Annotated in this window: 16 protein-coding genes; 2 read left to right on the forward strand and 14 right to left on the reverse strand. The window is 36.5% G+C overall.

Annotation, left to right across the window (positions count from 1 at the left end):
- Positions 1–11: 11 nt before the first annotated feature.
- From A9G12_RS05520 to A9G12_RS05555, 8 genes are all read right to left on the reverse strand, one after another.
- Positions 12–776 carry a class I SAM-dependent methyltransferase gene (locus A9G12_RS05520; RefSeq protein WP_065564864.1) on the reverse strand — a complete coding sequence of 255 codons (765 nt, stop codon included), beginning with the start codon at positions 774–776 and terminating at the stop codon, positions 12–14.
- A 45-nt stretch (positions 777–821) separates the two neighbouring features.
- A complete protein-coding gene (gene leuD, locus A9G12_RS05525) occupies positions 822–1,424 on the reverse strand; it encodes a 3-isopropylmalate dehydratase small subunit (RefSeq protein ID WP_065556569.1) in 603 nt (200 codons plus the stop codon).
- An 11-nt stretch (positions 1,425–1,435) separates the two neighbouring features.
- The gene (gene leuC, locus A9G12_RS05530) at positions 1,436–2,836 is read right to left on the reverse strand and encodes a 3-isopropylmalate dehydratase large subunit (RefSeq protein ID WP_065564865.1); all 1,401 of its coding nucleotides are present in this window, start codon (positions 2,834–2,836) and stop codon (positions 1,436–1,438) included.
- Positions 2,837–2,886: 50 nt separating this feature from the next.
- Complete coding sequence (leuB, locus tag A9G12_RS05535) at positions 2,887–3,966, reverse strand: 3-isopropylmalate dehydrogenase (RefSeq protein ID WP_065564866.1); 1,080 nt, start codon at positions 3,964–3,966, stop codon at positions 2,887–2,889.
- Between the two features lie 60 nt (positions 3,967–4,026).
- On the reverse strand, positions 4,027–5,574 hold the full coding sequence (leuA, locus tag A9G12_RS05540) for a 2-isopropylmalate synthase (protein ID WP_065564867.1): 1,548 nt from the start codon (positions 5,572–5,574) through the stop codon (positions 4,027–4,029).
- A gap of 458 nt (positions 5,575–6,032) precedes the next feature.
- The gene (locus A9G12_RS05545; RefSeq protein WP_065564868.1) at positions 6,033–7,340 is read right to left on the reverse strand and encodes an MFS transporter; all 1,308 of its coding nucleotides are present in this window, start codon (positions 7,338–7,340) and stop codon (positions 6,033–6,035) included.
- A 23-nt stretch (positions 7,341–7,363) separates the two neighbouring features.
- Positions 7,364–8,245: a sugar phosphate isomerase/epimerase family protein gene (locus A9G12_RS05550; RefSeq protein ID WP_065564869.1), complete on the reverse strand. Its 882-nt coding sequence runs from the start codon at positions 8,243–8,245 to the stop codon at positions 7,364–7,366.
- A 9-nt stretch (positions 8,246–8,254) separates the two neighbouring features.
- Positions 8,255–9,337, reverse strand: a complete 1,083-nt coding sequence (locus A9G12_RS05555) for a Gfo/Idh/MocA family protein (RefSeq protein ID WP_065564870.1) — start codon at positions 9,335–9,337, stop codon at positions 8,255–8,257.
- 320 nt (positions 9,338–9,657) lie between these two features.
- Here A9G12_RS05555 and nfsB point away from each other — a divergent pair, with 320 nt between their 5' ends.
- Positions 9,658–10,302, forward strand: a complete 645-nt coding sequence (nfsB, locus tag A9G12_RS05560) for an oxygen-insensitive NAD(P)H nitroreductase (RefSeq protein WP_065564871.1) — start codon at positions 9,658–9,660, stop codon at positions 10,300–10,302.
- Positions 10,303–10,636: 334 nt separating this feature from the next.
- Positions 10,637–12,304 (forward strand): energy-dependent translational throttle protein EttA, encoded by a 1,668-nt coding sequence (gene ettA / locus A9G12_RS05565; protein WP_065564872.1) that lies wholly within the window; start codon positions 10,637–10,639, stop codon positions 12,302–12,304.
- A gap of 148 nt (positions 12,305–12,452) precedes the next feature.
- On the opposite strand, the gene A9G12_RS05570 is transcribed toward ettA, so the two are convergent.
- The 6 genes from A9G12_RS05570 to A9G12_RS05595 all read right to left on the reverse strand — a co-directional run bounded on the left by A9G12_RS05570 (position 12,453) and on the right by A9G12_RS05595 (position 17,741).
- Positions 12,453–13,076: a GyrI-like domain-containing protein gene (locus A9G12_RS05570; RefSeq protein WP_065564873.1), complete on the reverse strand. Its 624-nt coding sequence runs from the start codon at positions 13,074–13,076 to the stop codon at positions 12,453–12,455.
- Positions 13,077–13,099: 23 nt separating this feature from the next.
- Positions 13,100–13,465, reverse strand: a complete 366-nt coding sequence (locus tag A9G12_RS05575; RefSeq protein ID WP_065564874.1) for a hypothetical protein — start codon at positions 13,463–13,465, stop codon at positions 13,100–13,102.
- A 123-nt stretch (positions 13,466–13,588) separates the two neighbouring features.
- Entirely contained in the window at positions 13,589–14,038 is a 450-nt protein-coding gene (locus A9G12_RS05580; RefSeq protein ID WP_065564875.1) for a hypothetical protein, read from the reverse strand.
- Positions 14,039–14,176: 138 nt separating this feature from the next.
- A complete protein-coding gene (locus A9G12_RS05585) occupies positions 14,177–15,805 on the reverse strand; it encodes a DUF2813 domain-containing protein (protein ID WP_065564876.1) in 1,629 nt (542 codons plus the stop codon).
- 15 nt (positions 15,806–15,820) lie between these two features.
- A complete protein-coding gene (gene rfaP, locus A9G12_RS05590) occupies positions 15,821–16,624 on the reverse strand; it encodes a lipopolysaccharide core heptose(I) kinase RfaP (RefSeq protein ID WP_065564877.1) in 804 nt (267 codons plus the stop codon).
- Positions 16,617–17,741, reverse strand: a complete 1,125-nt coding sequence (locus tag A9G12_RS05595; RefSeq protein WP_065564878.1) for a glycosyltransferase family 4 protein — start codon at positions 17,739–17,741, stop codon at positions 16,617–16,619. The genes rfaP and A9G12_RS05595 overlap by 8 nt, the downstream gene beginning before the upstream one ends.
- Positions 17,742–17,909: the final 168 nt, after the last annotated feature.

Below are 17,909 nucleotides of genomic sequence, written 5' to 3' on the forward strand. Positions count from 1 at the left end.
CATCAATATGATTAGACTACTTTCCGTGTTTCAATAATCATCATATCAGTGGTAAAAGAACCATCTGGCTGTAATTCAAAATAGGTTTTAGTATCTTTTGCGGCTGTTAGTTGATACGCCTTAATTGCTTCGACTAAAACATCTGGTGTTCGCATGCGTTTAACCCAGGTATCGAAAGAGAGAGTTAATCGGTGACGTTCCAGATTATCGATAGTAAAACCCGCTTCGCTTAAAAAGGTCAACCATTCTCCCGGAGTATAATCACGCACATGTGAAGTATCTCTTAATGCTTCAACAGTTTGTAACCAAATATCTAAAACGGGATGCCCCGGTGAAACCACATCCATAATAATTAATTTGCCGTTTGTTTTGCAGACTCGATGTAGTTCGCGTAAACTTTGCCCAACATCATGCCAATGATGAGCAGAATAACGGCTAGCAACAATATCAAATTGATTATCAGCAAAAGGCTGCTGTTCAGCATAACCTTGCTTAGTGTTTATATTTAGTAATCCGCGTTCTTGAGCTGTTTTGGCAACAACTGACAACATTTCATCAGCAAGGTCATAGGCAGTGACACTTTTAACATAGTTAGCAGCAATAAAACTAACGTGTCCAGCACCACACCCCATATCCAATAACTCAGCATTAGGATAATCGGCTAGTAACTTGGATAAATATTCCAGATCGGGGCCTTGCGCGTGGACTTTACTGGTTAAATAAGCATTAGCTTGTTCACCAAATTGCTGTTTAACATTATCGTGATGTGAGGTCATTCATATATCCTGTGGTTGGGTGCAGTTAAGCACCCTAAATTAAAATTAAGCTAAAAACTTGGGAATTTTCTGTTCAAAAGCACTAATGGCATCTTCATGCTGTAAGGTTAACCCAATATTATCTAAACCATTCAATAAACAATGACGTTTGAACGAATCAATTTTAAATGAATATTGCTTATCTCCGGCAATAACGACTTCATTTTCCAGATCAATAGTAAATTCGATGCCTTCATTAGCTTCAACTATCTTAAAAAGCTCATCCACATCTTCTTCCGATAAGTTAACTAATAACAATTGATTATTGAAAGAATTATTATAAAAAATATCGGCGAAGCTGGAACCAATAATGGTTTTAAAACCATAATCAGTTAAAGCCCAAGGTGCATGTTCACGTGATGAACCACAACCAAAATTTTCACGCGCTAATAAAATGCTAGCCCCTTTATAACGAGGTTTATTTAGCACAAATTCAGGATTAGGTTTTTCACCTGCATCATCCAGAAAACGCCATTCATGAAACGCATGCTTACCAAAACCAGTCCGTGTGACTTTTTGCAAAAATTGTTTAGGAATAATGGCATCGGTATCAACATTAGCCGCATCTAAAGGAACGACTAATCCGGTGTGTTTTGTAAATTTAGCCATGACTTGTCTCCTTAAAATGGTTTGCGAATATCAGTAAAATGACCAGTAATAGCCGCCGCGGCAGCCATGGCAGGACTCACTAAATGGGTTCTGGCATCACGACCTTGCCGACCTTCAAAATTTCGGTTACTAGTTGATGCACAGCGATCGCCTGGTGCCAATTTATCATCATTCATAGCCAAACACATAGAGCAGCCCGGCAATCGCCATTCAAAACCTGCATCAGTAAAAATTTTATCTAAACCTTCCGCTTCAGCTTGTAATCTTACTGGCCCTGATCCAGGAACAACTAAAGCTTGTACACCTTCGGCTACTTTACGCCCTTTAGCTACTCTAGCCGCAGCACGTAAATCTTCAATTCTTGAGTTAGTACAAGAACCTATAAATACCTTATTGATTTTAATATCAGTCATTTTGGTACCAGCACTCAACCCCATATAAGTTAATGCACGTTCGGCAGAATGTTGTTGAATTATATCAGTAAAATCATTAGGATTTGGTACAGCAGAATCAATTGCAGTTACTTGCCCTGGATTGGTACCCCAAGTTACTTGTGGGGCAATATCTTTACCTTGCAAAGTAACTACTGCATCAAAATGGGCTCCTTCATCAGTTTTCAAAGTCTTCCAGTAGGCTACTGCATCTTCAAAATCTTTACCTTTTGGTGAAAATTGACGATCTTTTAAATATTCGAAGGTGACTTCGTCAGGTGCAATGATACCCGCTTTAGCTCCCATTTCGATTGCCATATTGCATAGGGTCATTCGGCCTTCCATTGATAATGAACGAATTGCCTCACCACAAAATTCAACCACATATCCAGTACCACCAGCACTGGTCGTTTTGCCAATAATGGCCAAAATAATATCTTTAGCAGTAATGCCGTCTGCTACTTCTCCTATGACTTCAATTTTCATAGTTTTGGCACGGCCTTGTTTCAAAGTTTGGGTCGCAAGTACATGTTCAACTTCAGAAGTACCGATACCAAACGCTAAAGCACCAAAAGCACCATGGGTAGCGGTATGTGAATCACCGCAGACAATGGTCATGCCTGGTAAAGTCATGCCTTGCTCTGGCCCAACCACATGAACAATACCTCGTAATGGGCTTTGTAAACCATATAATGACACCCCAAATTCTTTCGCGTTTTTAGCTAGTTCAGTTAATTGAATACGTGCCATTTCGCTACAAGCGCTTAAATCATTACTTTTAGTTGAAGTATTATGATCCATGGTTGCAAATGTTTTATTGGGTTGACGCACTCGGCGATTCATGGCTCGCAAACCATCAAAAGCTTGTGGCGACGTCACTTCATGAACTAAATGGCGATCAATATATAAAATGGGCGTTTCGTTAGGTGCTTCATAAACGACATGCGCATCATATAATTTTTGATACAGTGTTTTTGACATTGCAGGTTCCTTTCTATTTTTTTACTAAATGGTCAAGACTATCAACACTACTAAATTAATTTACAAATAATATCACCCATTTCATCAGTTGAAATTGATTTTCCATTTTGGGCAAGATCGATAGTACGATAACCCTTTTCTAATGCTTTATTTACCGCTGTTTCAATTGCAGAGGCAATATCATCGCGCTTTAGACTATAACGCACTAATAATGCTAATGACAAAATCTGTGCGGCAGGGTTAGCTATATTTTTACCGGCAATATCAGGCGCACTACCACCAGCTGGTTCATATAAACCAAACCCTTGCTCATTTAAACTAGCCGATGGCAACATGCCCATTGAACCGGTAATCATGGCACACTCATCAGATAGGATATCACCAAATAGATTAGAACATAAAACAACGTCGAATTGCGAAGGATCTTTAACTAACTGCATGGTGGCATTATCAATATACATATGCTCAAGAGTAACATCTGGATAGTTTTTTGCTACTTCTGTTACTACTTCACGCCATAATATTGAAGTTTGTAACACGTTAGCTTTATCAATTGAGGTGACTTTTTTGCGACGTAAACGCGCGGCTTCAAATCCCATTTTGGCAATACGTTCGATTTCAAAACGGTAATACACTTCAGTATCAAAAGCACGTTCTTGAGCACCACTACCTTCACGACCTTTAGGTAAACCAAAATAAATGCCGCCGGTTAATTCACGCATACACAAAATGTCAAATCCGCGTGCGGCAATATCTGCACGTAATGGGCACAGATCTTCTAAACCTTGATATAAGCGGGCAGGGCGCATATTAGCAAACAATTTAAAGTGTTTGCGTAATGGTAATAATGCACCGCGTTCTGGTTGTTGATCGGGTGGTAAATTAGTCCATTTAGGGCCACCGACCGAACCAAATAAAATAGCATCGGCTTTCTCACAACCTTCCAATGTTTCTTTGGGTAATGGGCAACCATGAATATCTATAGCAGCCCCACCGACATCATATTCACTGGTGGTGATAGCAAGATTATATTTTTGGCGGATAACTTCCAGTACTTTATAGGCTTGTTTCATCACCTCAGGACCGATGCCATCACCGGGAAGTACTGCAATATGATAATTTTGTGACATATTCATTCCTTAACAATTTAATTATTTTAAGTATTGTATTATTAAATTAATGCAACACTATTATTCATGATGTAATTTTTGCTTTTCTTGAGAGACCAAATTCGCTCTATACACATTATTTAAGACATTAATCAAAGCTAGAGCCGATGAGTGGACAATATCTGTGGCTAAGCCAACACCATGGAATTTACGGCCTTTATATTCAGCAACAATATCCACTTGTCCTAAAGCATTTTCACCTTGTCCTTTAGCCGCTAATTGATATTTTACAATGGCGATTGGCTCACCAGTAATACGATTTATGGCTTGATAAACCGCATCAACTGGTCCGTTGCCGGTTGCGGCATCCGAGAACTTTTGATCGCCAATTAATAAGCTCACTGAGGCGGTTGATACCACAGTAGATCCCGACTGCACATTAAAATAATCTAAAACATAGTGATCTTTTTCATCTTTTAATTGATTGATAAAAATTAGCGCTTCTAAATCATAATCAAACACTTGCCCTTTTTTATCAGCTAATTCTAAAAATGCTTCATACACTTGATCTAAATTATAATCGTTGTCATGATAACCTAACTCTTCTAAACGATGTTTAACCGCCGCTCGCCCAGAACGTGAAGTTAAATTTAATTGAATTTGATTTAAGCCAATTGATTCTGGCGTCATGATTTCGTATGTTTCGCGGTTTTTTAATACTCCATCTTGGTGAATACCCGATGAGTGAGCAAAGGCATTACTACCAATAACCGCTTTATTAGCTGGAATTGGCATATTGGTAATTTGGCTAACAATTTGGCTGGTACGGTAAATTTCTTGATGATTAATATTGGTGTGGACATTTAAAATATTTTGGCGGACTTTGATGGCCATGATCACTTCTTCTAAAGCAGTATTGCCTGCGCGTTCACCCAATCCGTTCATTGCGCCTTCAACTTGTCTTGCGCCTTCTTGGATGGCACTAATTGAATTTGCTACTGACATTCCTAAGTCATCATGACAATGCACCGAAATAATGGCTTTATCAATATTTGGCACTCGTTCAAATAAAGTACGGATAATACCACCAAATTGATAAGGAACAGTATAACCGACAGTATCAGGAATATTGATTGTGGTAGCGCCAGCTTTGATTGCCGCTTCTACTATTTGACATAAATGATCGATTGGAGTACGACCAGCATCTTCGCAAGAGAATTCAACATCATCGGTATAATTACGCGCCCGTTTAACACAATGAATTGCTCTCTCAACCACATCCTCAAATGTCATTTTCAATTTATCTTTAACATGTAAATTAGAAGTGGCCATAAAAGTATGGATACGGAATTGATCGGCAACCTTTAATGCTTCAGCGGCAACATCAATATCTTTATCGATACAACGGGACAGCGCACAAACCCGACTATCTTTTACGGTTTTGGCAATGGTTTGTACTGACTCAAAATCACCCGGAGAAGAAATTGGAAAACCGACTTCCATAACATCAACGCGCATTCTTTCTAATGCTAAAGCTATTTGTAACTTTTCTTTGACACTCAAACTTGCCTGCAATGCCTGTTCGCCATCACGTAACGTGGTGTCAAAAATTATGACTTGATCGCTCATTGTTATTCCTTTTTATATTGGCGCTTTCACGGTATTTCATGTAGCAAAAACAAAAAACCCGCACTTTAGCGCGGGTTCTTGTTAATTTGTCGAGTTGTTTTATAAATTATCACTTTACTCCACATACAAGCTATCCGCGCAAAAAGATGCGAGGAGAAGACTGAGGCGGAGAGTAAATAATTTAATCAACATGAAATTCTCGGATTCGAATAATTATAAAACAATTTGATGATATTTTTACCAAATGATATTAGTTGTGTCAATGATTATTTAAAGAATAAATACTGATTAATCCAATATCATTCAAGAAGGTAATTATTAAACCAGTTTCAATGGAGGGAAGTAAGTTTATTATGATGATTTATCCCCTCTAATCACTAAGAGAATAAAATCACCATAAATTATCAATAACTCTCCATCTCCATTAAATAATTATTAAAAAATTAGTTCATTGTTATTTAATTTGTTTCTGGAAGTTTAATGGTTTCTAATTTTTTAATAATAAAGATATGTGAAAGTGCTCCAATCAACGAAATGGCTGAAATGTAGCACATGGCATACGCGAAACTATTGGTATATTGTAAAATAATACCCATGATTATAGGTGTTACAATACCAGCACAATTTCCAGCAATATTGAAAAATCCACCAACTGTTCCCATAACTTTTGCTGGTACAATATCGCTTAATAATACCCAACCAATATTAGCAAATGCATTAGCAAAGAAAGCGATAGATAGTATCCCTATTGCAATCGCAGGATAATCTTCAAAGAAGTTCGCTAAACACATAATTCCGGCAAAACCAAGACCTAAAATTGATGGTAATTTACGAGCAAAAGTTCTACTTTTACCTTTTTTCATTAATGCATCACTGACAAAACCACTACATAAAAGTCCAATCATTGCCATAATATAAGGGAACATTGCACCAATACCAGCTTTAGAAATAGATAAATGCAATCCTTTTTCTAAATAAACAATAAACCAAGTTAAAAAGAAATAAAGTGTTGAATTTAATGCGAATTGTGCAATACACAATCCTAAAAAATTACGTTGTTTTAATACATAGCTAATTTCTTTCCATTCAACTTTTTCTTGTTGTTTTTTGCCTTGACCAAGTCCACCACCTTGTTTGATGTATTCAATTTCAAGTTGATTGGTTTTTGAACTGTCTAATGGGTCTCTGTAACGTATTAACCAGTAAATACCAAAAATAATACCAACGATACCACATACATAAAATGACATTTCCCAACCGTAATTAGCAACTACAAAAGCAAGAACAGGGGTTAAACCAGCAAGCCCAATATATTGAGCACAAGCATAGAGTGCGGTAGCACTTGCACGTTCTTGGCTAGGGAACCATGTAGAAATAATTTTAGTATTAGCTGGAAAAGAAGGTGCTTCAGCTACACCTATCAATGCACGACATAACAATAAAAATACAAATGAAGCTATGGCTGTGGTAAATAAATGATGTGAGGCTAATCCCATTAATAGGGTGAAAATACTCCATAATACAATAGCGTACCCATATAGTTTACGAACTCCGATGCGATCAAGAACATAACCTACAGGTATCTGACTTATAACATAAGCCCAAGTAAACATTGAAAATAATAGCCCTAATTGTGATGGTGATAATGAAAATTCACTTTGGATACTAGTGCCTGCTACTGATAAATTTGCTCTATCCATGTAGTTAATTGCTGTCACAATAAACAACAACACTAATACAAAATATCGAGATTTTGTTGCTTTCATTTTTTTTCCTTGTTTAAGTTTATTTAATGCTTGTCAGGTAAACACTCATATTGAGTCATAATTTGTTTAGTTGTTTTATATGCTTGAGAAATAACCCATTCAGGGGATTTTTCCCAATATTCAGGTCTGAAAGTTTCAATCGAAACTATGCCGTTATATCCCATTTCTTTTAAAGTAGTTAAGAAATTACCTAGATTAACTACCCCCATGTCACAAAAGCGTCTTAAAGATTGAGATAATTGTTCATCCGGAGCGTCGTCACCATTATTAATATGTACAGCGAAGACTTTATTGACTGGCACTTGTTGCATGACTGAAAAGTCATTTAAACGGTGATATAAATATAGGTTAAATGAGTCAAAAACTAAGCCCACATTATCCCTATTTACTGTTTTAACAATATTCCATGCTTGTTCAACGGTTCTAACTGAACTACGGTCAAATCCTACTAATTCAAAACACAGTTTAATACCATGAGGCATAGCCAAGTCAGACAAATGAGTTAAGATCCTTACACAATTTTTGAAATTATCTTGCCAAGAACCTATAAAAGGACCTCCATCAGGATTTCGTTGTAAAGGAGGGACGATAATAAAATATTCTGAACCAATTGCTTTGGCTACCTCACACCCCCAAAGAAATTCTTTGATTAATTCCTGTTCTTGAACACTATTGCTACCATCAAAAAGATTAGCAATAGTATAGAGTGCATTTAATGCATGAGGTTTAATTTTGCTTTGTTGGAAAAACTGTTTTAACTCATTAATGCTATGATCTTGTAGATAATCATGTAACATATCTAATCTTAATTCAATAAAATCAAAACCATATTTTTCGCATAGGATTAAATCATTGGCTAGAGTCGAACAATTCATTCCATTTGCTTGGTTATATCCAATTTGCACAATAAACTCCTAATCTAATGGAAATTTGATAACTTTATTGTCATGAGTACTTCGATAAATTGCCTCAATAAGTTCAACTGTTTTTAATCCGGCATTCCCATCGATGAGGGGAGGGGTATTATGAATAACTGAATTCAAAAAATCTTCAATTTGTAATTGGTGGTAATAATACATAGAATCAACACTGTTAAAAAAATCACAATCTTCTTTTTTCCAGATATCTAGCTGTTCTTGTTCTCCAGTTACGGTCCATAAATCATTGTATGGTGGTTCAGTAATAGATGAAACTCCGGCAATAAACATTGCTCCACCATCAGTTTGTACACCTACAGAAGCACCGTTATCACCATGAACATGCACCTTACCAAATAAGGCTGGATTTTGTGAATTACTAACTAATACATTACCAATACCACCATTTTTAAATTTGATAATAGCTACAGCAGTATCTTCAACTTCAATATAAGGATGATTTAAATTACGCCATACCCCATAAACTTCTTCAACTTCACCCATATACCACAACAGTAGATCGAGTTGATGTGGAGCTTGATTAACTAAAACGCCTCCACCTTCACCTTGCCAAGTTCCACGCCAAGGGTCACTTTCATAATAGGCTTTATCTCTCCACCCAAGCATTGTCACTGTTCCGATGATAGGACGTCCAATTTTACCTTCATCAATTGCTTTTTTAATTCGTAAGCAGGGTCTATAAAAACGACGTTGACAAACAGTTCCTATTTTGGCATTTCCTTCTTTGGCAGCTGCTAAAATTGACCTACAATCAGCCAAGTTAGAAGCTAAAGGTTTTTCAATAAGCACATGACATCCCATTTTTGAGGCAGCTATTGCAACGGATGCATGAATTGGGTGAGGAGTACAAACACTTAACATCTCAATCCCTTCGTTCGCGACCATTTGTTCAACATTATCGTAAGCTTTAACGCCATATTGTTTTGCAAAATCTTGCGCTCGTTCTAAGTTATAATCACATACTGCCGTGAATTTTGATTGTGCTAAATTCACAAAGGCCTTAGCATGAAAATGTCCTACTTTGCCACAACCTACAAGTGCTGTTTTTAATTTTCCCATAGTTATACAACCCCATTGTTACCAGTAACTTTTCAAAATAATATTACCTTTAATTTAGGTGCTTATTATTGATTAATTTAATTTTAAATTATTTGATACCGGTCACATTTTTAAAAATTAACCAAATAATTTTTTAATAGATAACAATTTTAGTTAAAAGCTAAGTATTGTTGTGTAATATTTAATTGAATGTATTTATAGAGTTAATCTTATTTTAAGATGTTATTAAAATATTAATTATTGCTTCTTATTGTAATAATAAGTTGAGTGATGCATTTTTCGAATTATAATGAACATCTACTATTAACGGAGACATAATCATGAATATTGTCGAAATTTCACAGCAACGTTATACCACCAAGCATTATGATAAAACTAAAAAAATTCCAGCTGATAAAATCGAACAACTGTTAACCGTGTTAAGAAATAGTCCCTCATCAGTTAATTCACAGCCTTGGCATTTTTTTGTGATTGATAATGAAACAGCCAAAAATAAGATCTTACCGGCAATTGCTGAGTTTAATCACCCACGAGTTGCGGATTCTTCCCATACTATCGTCTTTTGTGTTAAAACCTCTTTAGATGATGCCCATTTAGTTAATCTCCTTAATCAGGAAGATAAAGATGGTCGCTTACCTTCGGTAGATCTTAAAAAAGCCCAAGATGAAGGTAGACGTTATTTTGTCAAGCTCAATAGTTCAACGCCTGAAGCGCAACTTTGTTGGGAAAGTAAACAAGCCTACATAGCATTAGGGCAATTATTGTTTGCCGCTGCGGCAATTGGTGTTGATTCTACTGCGGTTGAAGGTTATGACTCAGCGAAAATGGATGAGATTTTAGGTCTTAAACAAAAGGGGCTAAAAAGTATCGTGGTAGCGACATTAGGTTATCGAGCAGAAAATGATGGTAATGCGCACCGACCAAAATCACGCCTTCCTAAAGAACAGATTTTTACTTTTTTATAATATTACCGAACCATAGTTAGCAATTAACCTTTTTAAGTATAGTTTTAACATTCAGGTTATATTCAGAAGTTTAGTTGCTAACCTTAATCTTCACACTTTATAAAACTGTTACTTTATGGGTTAAATGATTTTGACTTTGTATAAGTTTATATGGCAAATCTGCATGATCCGCATATTTATTCTTTAAAGCAACCCTTAGTTATCACATTATCGTGATATTATTTCAAATAACCCTAGACCCATCTCTCAGAATCGCTACAATATAGCCCATCAATAAATATAGCAAATCATTACTGATTTGCTATTGGTTAACAAAAAAACGAGTAAGGTTTTTATGGCGCAATATGTTTATACCATGAATAGAGTTGGGAAGATTGTTCCTCCTAAACGCTATATTTTAAAAGATATTTCTTTGAGTTTTTTCCCCGGTGCCAAGATTGGGGTGCTGGGTTTAAATGGTGCAGGTAAATCCACTTTATTACGCATAATGGCAGGTGTGGACACTGAGATTGAAGGTGAAGCTCGACCACAGCCTGATATTAAAATTGGTTATTTACCTCAAGAACCTAAACTTGATCCTAAACAGACTGTGCGTGAAGCGGTTGAACAAGCGGTAGGTGGTGCAAAACAAGCACTTGCGCGTTTAGATGAGGTTTATGCTGCTTATGCCGATCCTGATGCTGATTTTGATAAGTTAGCCAAAGAGCAAGCTGAACTTGAAGCCATTATTCAAGCGCAAGATGCCCATAACTTAGACAATCAACTGGAACGGGCCGCGGATGCATTACGTTTACCAGATTGGGATGCCAAAATTGAAACACTCTCTGGTGGTGAACGCCGTCGTGTAGCAATTTGTCAATTATTGCTTGAAAAACCAGATATGTTATTGATCGATGAACCGACTAACCATTTAGATGCAGAATCGGTAGCATGGTTGGAACGTTTTTTACATGATTATGAAGGCACCGTTGTCGCCGTAACCCATGACCGTTACTTTTTAGATAATGTCGCGGGTTGGATTTTAGAACTTGACCGTGGTGAAGGTATTCCTTGGGAAGGTAACTATTCATCTTGGTTAGAGCAAAAAGATCAGCGTTTAGCACAAGAAGCGGCAACCGAATCTGCACGGCGTAAATCGATTGAAAAAGAACTCGAATGGGTGCGTCAAAATCCGAAAGGTCGCCAAGCGAAGAGCAAAGCTCGTTTAGCGCGTTTTGAAGAGTTAAATAGCAACGATTACCAAAAACGTAATGAAACTAACGAACTGTTTATTCCACCAGGGCAACGTTTGGGTGATAAAGTGATTGAAGTGAGTAACCTCACTAAATCCTATGGTGACCGAGTACTGATTGACAATCTTTCGTTTAGTATTCCCAAAGGCGCAATTGTTGGGATTATTGGTCCCAATGGTGCCGGTAAATCGACCTTATTTAGAATGTTATCCGGTAAAGAGCAACCCGATTCAGGCACGATTATTTTAGGTGATACCGTACAATTAGCGTCAGTTGATCAGTTCCGTGACAGTATGGATGATAGCAAGACTGTTTGGGACGAAATCTCCAATGGTCAAGATATTATGCGTATCGGTAATTTTGAAATCCCAAGCCGAGCTTATGTTGGACGCTTTAACTTTAAAGGTGTCGATCAACAAAAACGTGTGGGTGAACTGTCTGGCGGTGAACGTGGACGGGTGCATTTAGCTAAATTATTACAAGTTGGTGGCAACGTATTGTTACTCGACGAACCAACTAATGATTTAGATGTTGAAACCTTACGTGCACTAGAAAACGCCTTGTTAGAGTTTCCGGGCTGTGCGTTAGTGATTTCACATGACCGCTGGTTCCTTGACCGTATAGCGACTCATATTTTAGATTACCAAGATGAAGGGCATGTTGAATTCTTTGAAGGTAATTTCACCGAATATGAAGAATGGAAAAAACGTACGCTTGGTGCCGAAGCCTTAGAGCCAAAACGCGCTAAATATAAACGAATCACCAAATAGTTATCTTCATCAATTGCCGCCGATATTATTCGGCGGATACCCATATTGTTTTTATTAATATCATGTGATTATTTTTTAAGAGTACTAAAAAACCCGCTTAGGCGGGTTGTTATGTGATGCAATAAAAAATAAATAGCCAATATGAAATTTACACTGGGTCAATACGGTACAAAATAATTGTCTTTAATTTGTCTTTATCAGTTTTTGTCGGATCTGATAAATATATTTCCTCGTGACTATTTTTAATTATTTTCATTCCATTTGAAGTGATATAGTCCAATAAAATTTTTATTGTTTTGTCTTCATTTGTATAAGATCCAACATGCAGAATATAGGCAACTTTTCCATATTCCCATTCTTCTAGTCTTAAATTATTTATATCTTGATCGCTATCAGGTAGCTTAGCAACATCATTTGGTAACGGTAGTGCATAAGTCCCGATCCAATCACTTTTATTTTTTGTCATGTTAATCTGTGGCCAACGACCTCTTAGTTTATCTACTTTAAAAACACTCCCGTTTGCTTTGTATATTTTCCTCACTCCATATGCGGCTGTATATAACGGCTTCATAAGTTTGCTAGTTTCTGTATTTGGATCTCCAACGACATTAATAGAAACAACTTTTTGCGTTGGCATATTACCGATTGTTGGTATCCCTTCCTTTATCTTATAATCTAATCCTTCATGCATATTAATTTCATCCATAAAACACCCTTTGTCGTCACCAGAGCCAGTTAAAGCCCCCATTAATTCAAAAAATAAAATTTTCACATACAACTAATCCTATATACAATTTAATTTTCTGATTTTTGTAGTTCGCTTGTAACTGTAGCTATCGTTTGATCTACACATTCCGCGTAGCGTTCATTTAAAAATTGATTTTGTTTCACAGGTTTTTTTTCATTTTTCGCATAATTTAGAATAGAATCAGTTAATTCATCACCCAATTGCTCCCTAATTTTGGGTATAAAATTTTTCGGATCTCCTTTTTTATTCAACTCAAATAAAAATCTCCCCAAAGTATGACGTTCATGGCAATAAGTGGTAGCCATTACAGCTGCATTAATCTTTATTTCAGCTGATTTATCTTTGGTTTTTAGTTTATAATCAGCAAAAACGAAAAACGGTACCATCAATATACAAAATAAAACCTTTTTCATGCCATTTCCTTTTTATATGCTTTTAGGTAATAGTAAGAAATTAATTAAAGGGAAGCAATAAAAAACCACCAAAAGGTGATTTTATAAAAATTCCTATACTTTAGTATATAAATCAGGCAACAGCTAGTTTATACGAGTGCAAGTTTTTTTCGCTTTTACCTTCATATCTAAATAATTATGTTTGATATCATTTTGGTTTACGATCATTTCATATTCCATATTAAATTCATCCTCTGAAATCTTCTCTACAGTTCCCTTAAATTGCATTTTAGCTCCATCCAGATCTTCAAAAACTACTTCACCTGTATATGTATCGATAAATTTATTTATATCTTCCCATTTGTTAGATTTTGTATTAAACATATTCAATTGATTATTAACTAATTTTAGTGACCATTTATAATCAATATTACCATCATCCATATAATCAGAAAATTTACCATCTTCCATAATTGATTTGAAACGAATACCCTTACACTCCCAATCACCTACGAGATACTCTTTTGTCACTTTATCATTACCACAGCCATATAAAGCAAGGCTAACTAAACCAATTAATGCTATCTTCTTCATGCTATATCCTTTGATATATGATTTTAAGTAATAGTATGTTATTTAGCTAATTTGGACAATCAAAAAACCACCAAAAGGTGGTTGTTTGATTTTTTTATTAATTTAATTGCTTTACGATCACTCATGAACACGCTTTCATTAATACAAATCTTTGGAGATTTTAACAATTTTGGCAAAAGTGTCTGTTAGTAAACGCGGAATCGCGTTTATGCCTCGTGATTTAGCATCGTCACATACCGCAATCGCCAAATCTGGTTTTGAGCTTTTGTGAATAGCTTTTTGAATAATTTTAGGTACTGACATATCAATATGCTGCACAGTATTATAAGCCACTAATTTATATACATGGCTGAATCCATGTTTAAACAAAAAGTTTTCAATGTCACGAGCTGGTAACACGGTTAAGTAATTATCAGGATTATTATTTTCAGGGCAAAGTGCTTGCACGGTTTCGGCATATTTTTTGCCAGCCATATCACCATCGGTAATCACATACCAATGAATCCCCATCTTATTGGCATATTTTATCAGCGGTTTTAAACCACATTGGGCAAACTCCAGTAGTTGTATGCCTTCAGAACTTAAGTGGTAACCACTTTGCTCAGCCAGTTCGCGCAGTAGCCATACTTCCGTTTCCCCTTCAACCAATAGCCAACAACGGGCAAACAGCGCCAGTGGTCGGCGATAAAGTACATGGAACAAAATGCGTCGGCTATCACCAGTACTGAGTGAGTGCGGGGCAATATATTTGGCCACGATTTGATCCTGCAATCGAATTAAACGATAAATACTGTCTAATGGGAATAGTGAGACGAGATCACTCGAATTTGAAGTAATAATTTTTTGGGTTGGAAAATGTTTAAGCAAACGAAAACCGACCGATAAGATAATCGGATGAAGCTGGCTTTCGGGTTCTTCTAAAATTAAAATTGGCACTGAACTCTGTGATAATGGATTATCACCTTTGGCACTAACAATCGAGCCAAAAATACCTAATAAAGCAGTGCGTAAATAATCATTATCGAGTTTATCGAGTACATTATTAATCCTTTCTAAGGAATCCCAATCTTCACTTCGAGGACTATTTTTTTTGGCAATTTGTTTGTAGTGAAAGCGGTGTTCATGATCAACAAAGTAATATTCTAACAATGCTTGAGCTGCTTGCAATCCGCGGTGCAGTTCATTTTGGCTTAACTGAGCTGAATTTTCTTTTAATTGATTGGAAAGCTGCTCGATATAGTATTCGGATAAGGGTTGATTGGTGTTGGGTGTATTTTCAGGATTAATCGAATTTTTAAGTGTCATTACCGGATTTAGGTTGATTAAATTGGCAATTAACAATTTATGATTTTCAATGGCACAAGCGTTACCAAGATCATCGACTAACTGATGCTGAGTAATGATATTGCCATTCTGGTTTGCAGCGGTAATTTGATAACTAATTCGGCGTAATTTATCAGCTCCAAGCGGATAAGCTACGGCTAATAATGGTTGATACGCTTGGTTACTGAGCTCATTGGGGTTAGCTTCACAATAAGTGATTTTAATGCTGATTTTATTGCCATAATTTTGGAACTGGTCATGATAAAAATCGGTTTCAACAAATTGATAAAATTTATTATCCAGCGATAACAGTTTTAAGGCACTGATTAAACTTGAACGCCCCCAACGATTTTCACCAATAAGTACACTAGCTTTAGCATTAAGTTGTAATGATAATTGGTTTATACCTCTAAAGCCTATAATCTCTATTTGTTCAATAAACATGGCATTTCCTTATGGTTAAAGCTGATACTTTTGAGTCCGTTGCGCAATTCGCTCCGCTTTTTGTTGCGTGCTGCTGATTAATTTATGTTCGTCACGCAAAATGTCTTTTAATGGCTTATTGAAATAGTTTTTTAAGAATAACCAAATATCGCGATTAGTTAATCCTATTTTAGTTGATGAAAAATACAGACCAATTAAGTCTTTATCACGCCAACGTGTTGGCACTTTAGCACGCGTTTGCGCGCGATGTAAATCAATAACTGATAGTTTTATCTGTTGCTTGTTTTCAAACAGAGGAATATCCAATAAGAAGTGACACAGATAACAATCACGGTGGTTTACTCCAGCGCCATGCATGTTAGCGGTCATTTTAGCAAGATAGACAATCAGTGAACGTTTCAGGTGATAACTAGGAGGATTGGTTAACCATGGTTTAGTAAAATCTTCTAAACTAATAGTCGGATTTAGATCTTTGGTAATAATAAAGGAATGTCGAGTCAGTGGATTCAACCCTTTACGACCGAATGCGCGCCCATCCATAGTATTAATACCAGCTTGTTCTAGGCGATGAATCGCTTGCCACTCTTGTTTCGCATCTAACACCGGCAGGCGCAATGAAATCAGATTTTTAACGATCTCTTTGATGGTAGTGCCGCGATGGATCTTAATAAAATAAGATTCGCCTTCAAGGTGGAAATTTAAGGTTTTGCGCTGTTTTACCTCACGATAGACGTCACCGGATATTAGTTCAACCTCAGAAAAAGGATCTTTATTTTGCCATAGTTGGTCAAAAGGTGATTTAAGTTCTATTTCATTCATAAGGACGACAACCTAAAATAATGTCAGCTGCACGATCAGCTAAATGGTATAAATCGGCACTATTGCCATAGTGAATGGCATTTTCATGCCAAATTTGATACTGTTCGCTATTGGTCATAGCATTTTGTAGTACTTGATTTAACTCTGATTGCGAATAAGGTTCAGTTAATACTATACCCGCTTTAGCATCATCAATATGATAAGCATATCCGGAAATTCCCGACACAATCACCGGTACTCCCGCTACTAATCCTTCAATTAATACCATGCCTGCAGCTTCTTGTCGGGCGGGATGTAATAATAAATCAGCAGCAAATAAAAAATCAGGGATATCATTGCGACCAGAATAAAAACGCACTTGATGAGCAATGCCGAGCTGTTTAGCTAGTTTTTGATAAGTTTCGGGTTTATCTTGCCCCACGACCAGATAAATGACTTTCTGCTTTAATTCGCTTGGTAAAGCGGCAATGGCAGTTAATGAGCGATCAACCCCTTTACGTTTAAAGTCGGAACCGATTTGCAGCATAACAAAAGCGTCCGCTTTGATTTGATTCGCTTGCCTGAATTGTTGGCGTTTAATTAATGATTCCGGATTAAATTTGCGATCCATTGCAATACCTGGTGGCAATAGATTAAATCGATTTTTTGGAGTGTGATAAAAGTGTTCAAAATCAGAAATTTGTTGCTTAGTTAATACCATAATTTGCGTGTGATGTTGTGGATTAAATACCGCATCTTCAAAGGCTAAATAGTGCTTGCAACGTTTGGTTAATTTATATAAAAAACTCTTATGTGAGACTTTTTCGGCAAAACAAGTATCACCAGCAAAATACACATCCAATTCTGGCATTTTGTTAAAACCCACTACGCAGTCAACCGGATTAGCTTGTAAGTGAGCTTTAACCCAATGGTAATAGAATTCATTTCGACTATGATTAGATAGTCCTTTTTTCGGCACTAAAATAATATCCATTTGCGAAGGCTTGGTGCCTTGCCAATTCATCACATAAACGCGAATCTTATGACCATGAGCATGGCAAGCATTAGCAATTTGCAAAAAATCGCGTTGCAAACCACCAAAAGGAAAATATTTATAAATACAAAAAGCCAGTTGCATGCAGATTGCCTCAAGTAATAAAGGGATATTATATACTTAGTCGTTATTGTTGCGCAAAGTTTGATTTTAGGAGTGAACCAAGTGAACGCTCACCATCAATAAATGTTTGTAGATCAGATAACAGCAATGGTGTAAAAACTGTTGCGGAGTCTATGCCGTTATAATGCT

Source organism: Gilliamella sp. wkB112 (assembly GCF_001690685.1).
In the GTDB taxonomy this organism is placed as follows: Bacteria; Pseudomonadota; Gammaproteobacteria; order Enterobacterales; family Orbaceae; genus Gilliamella; species Gilliamella apicola_J.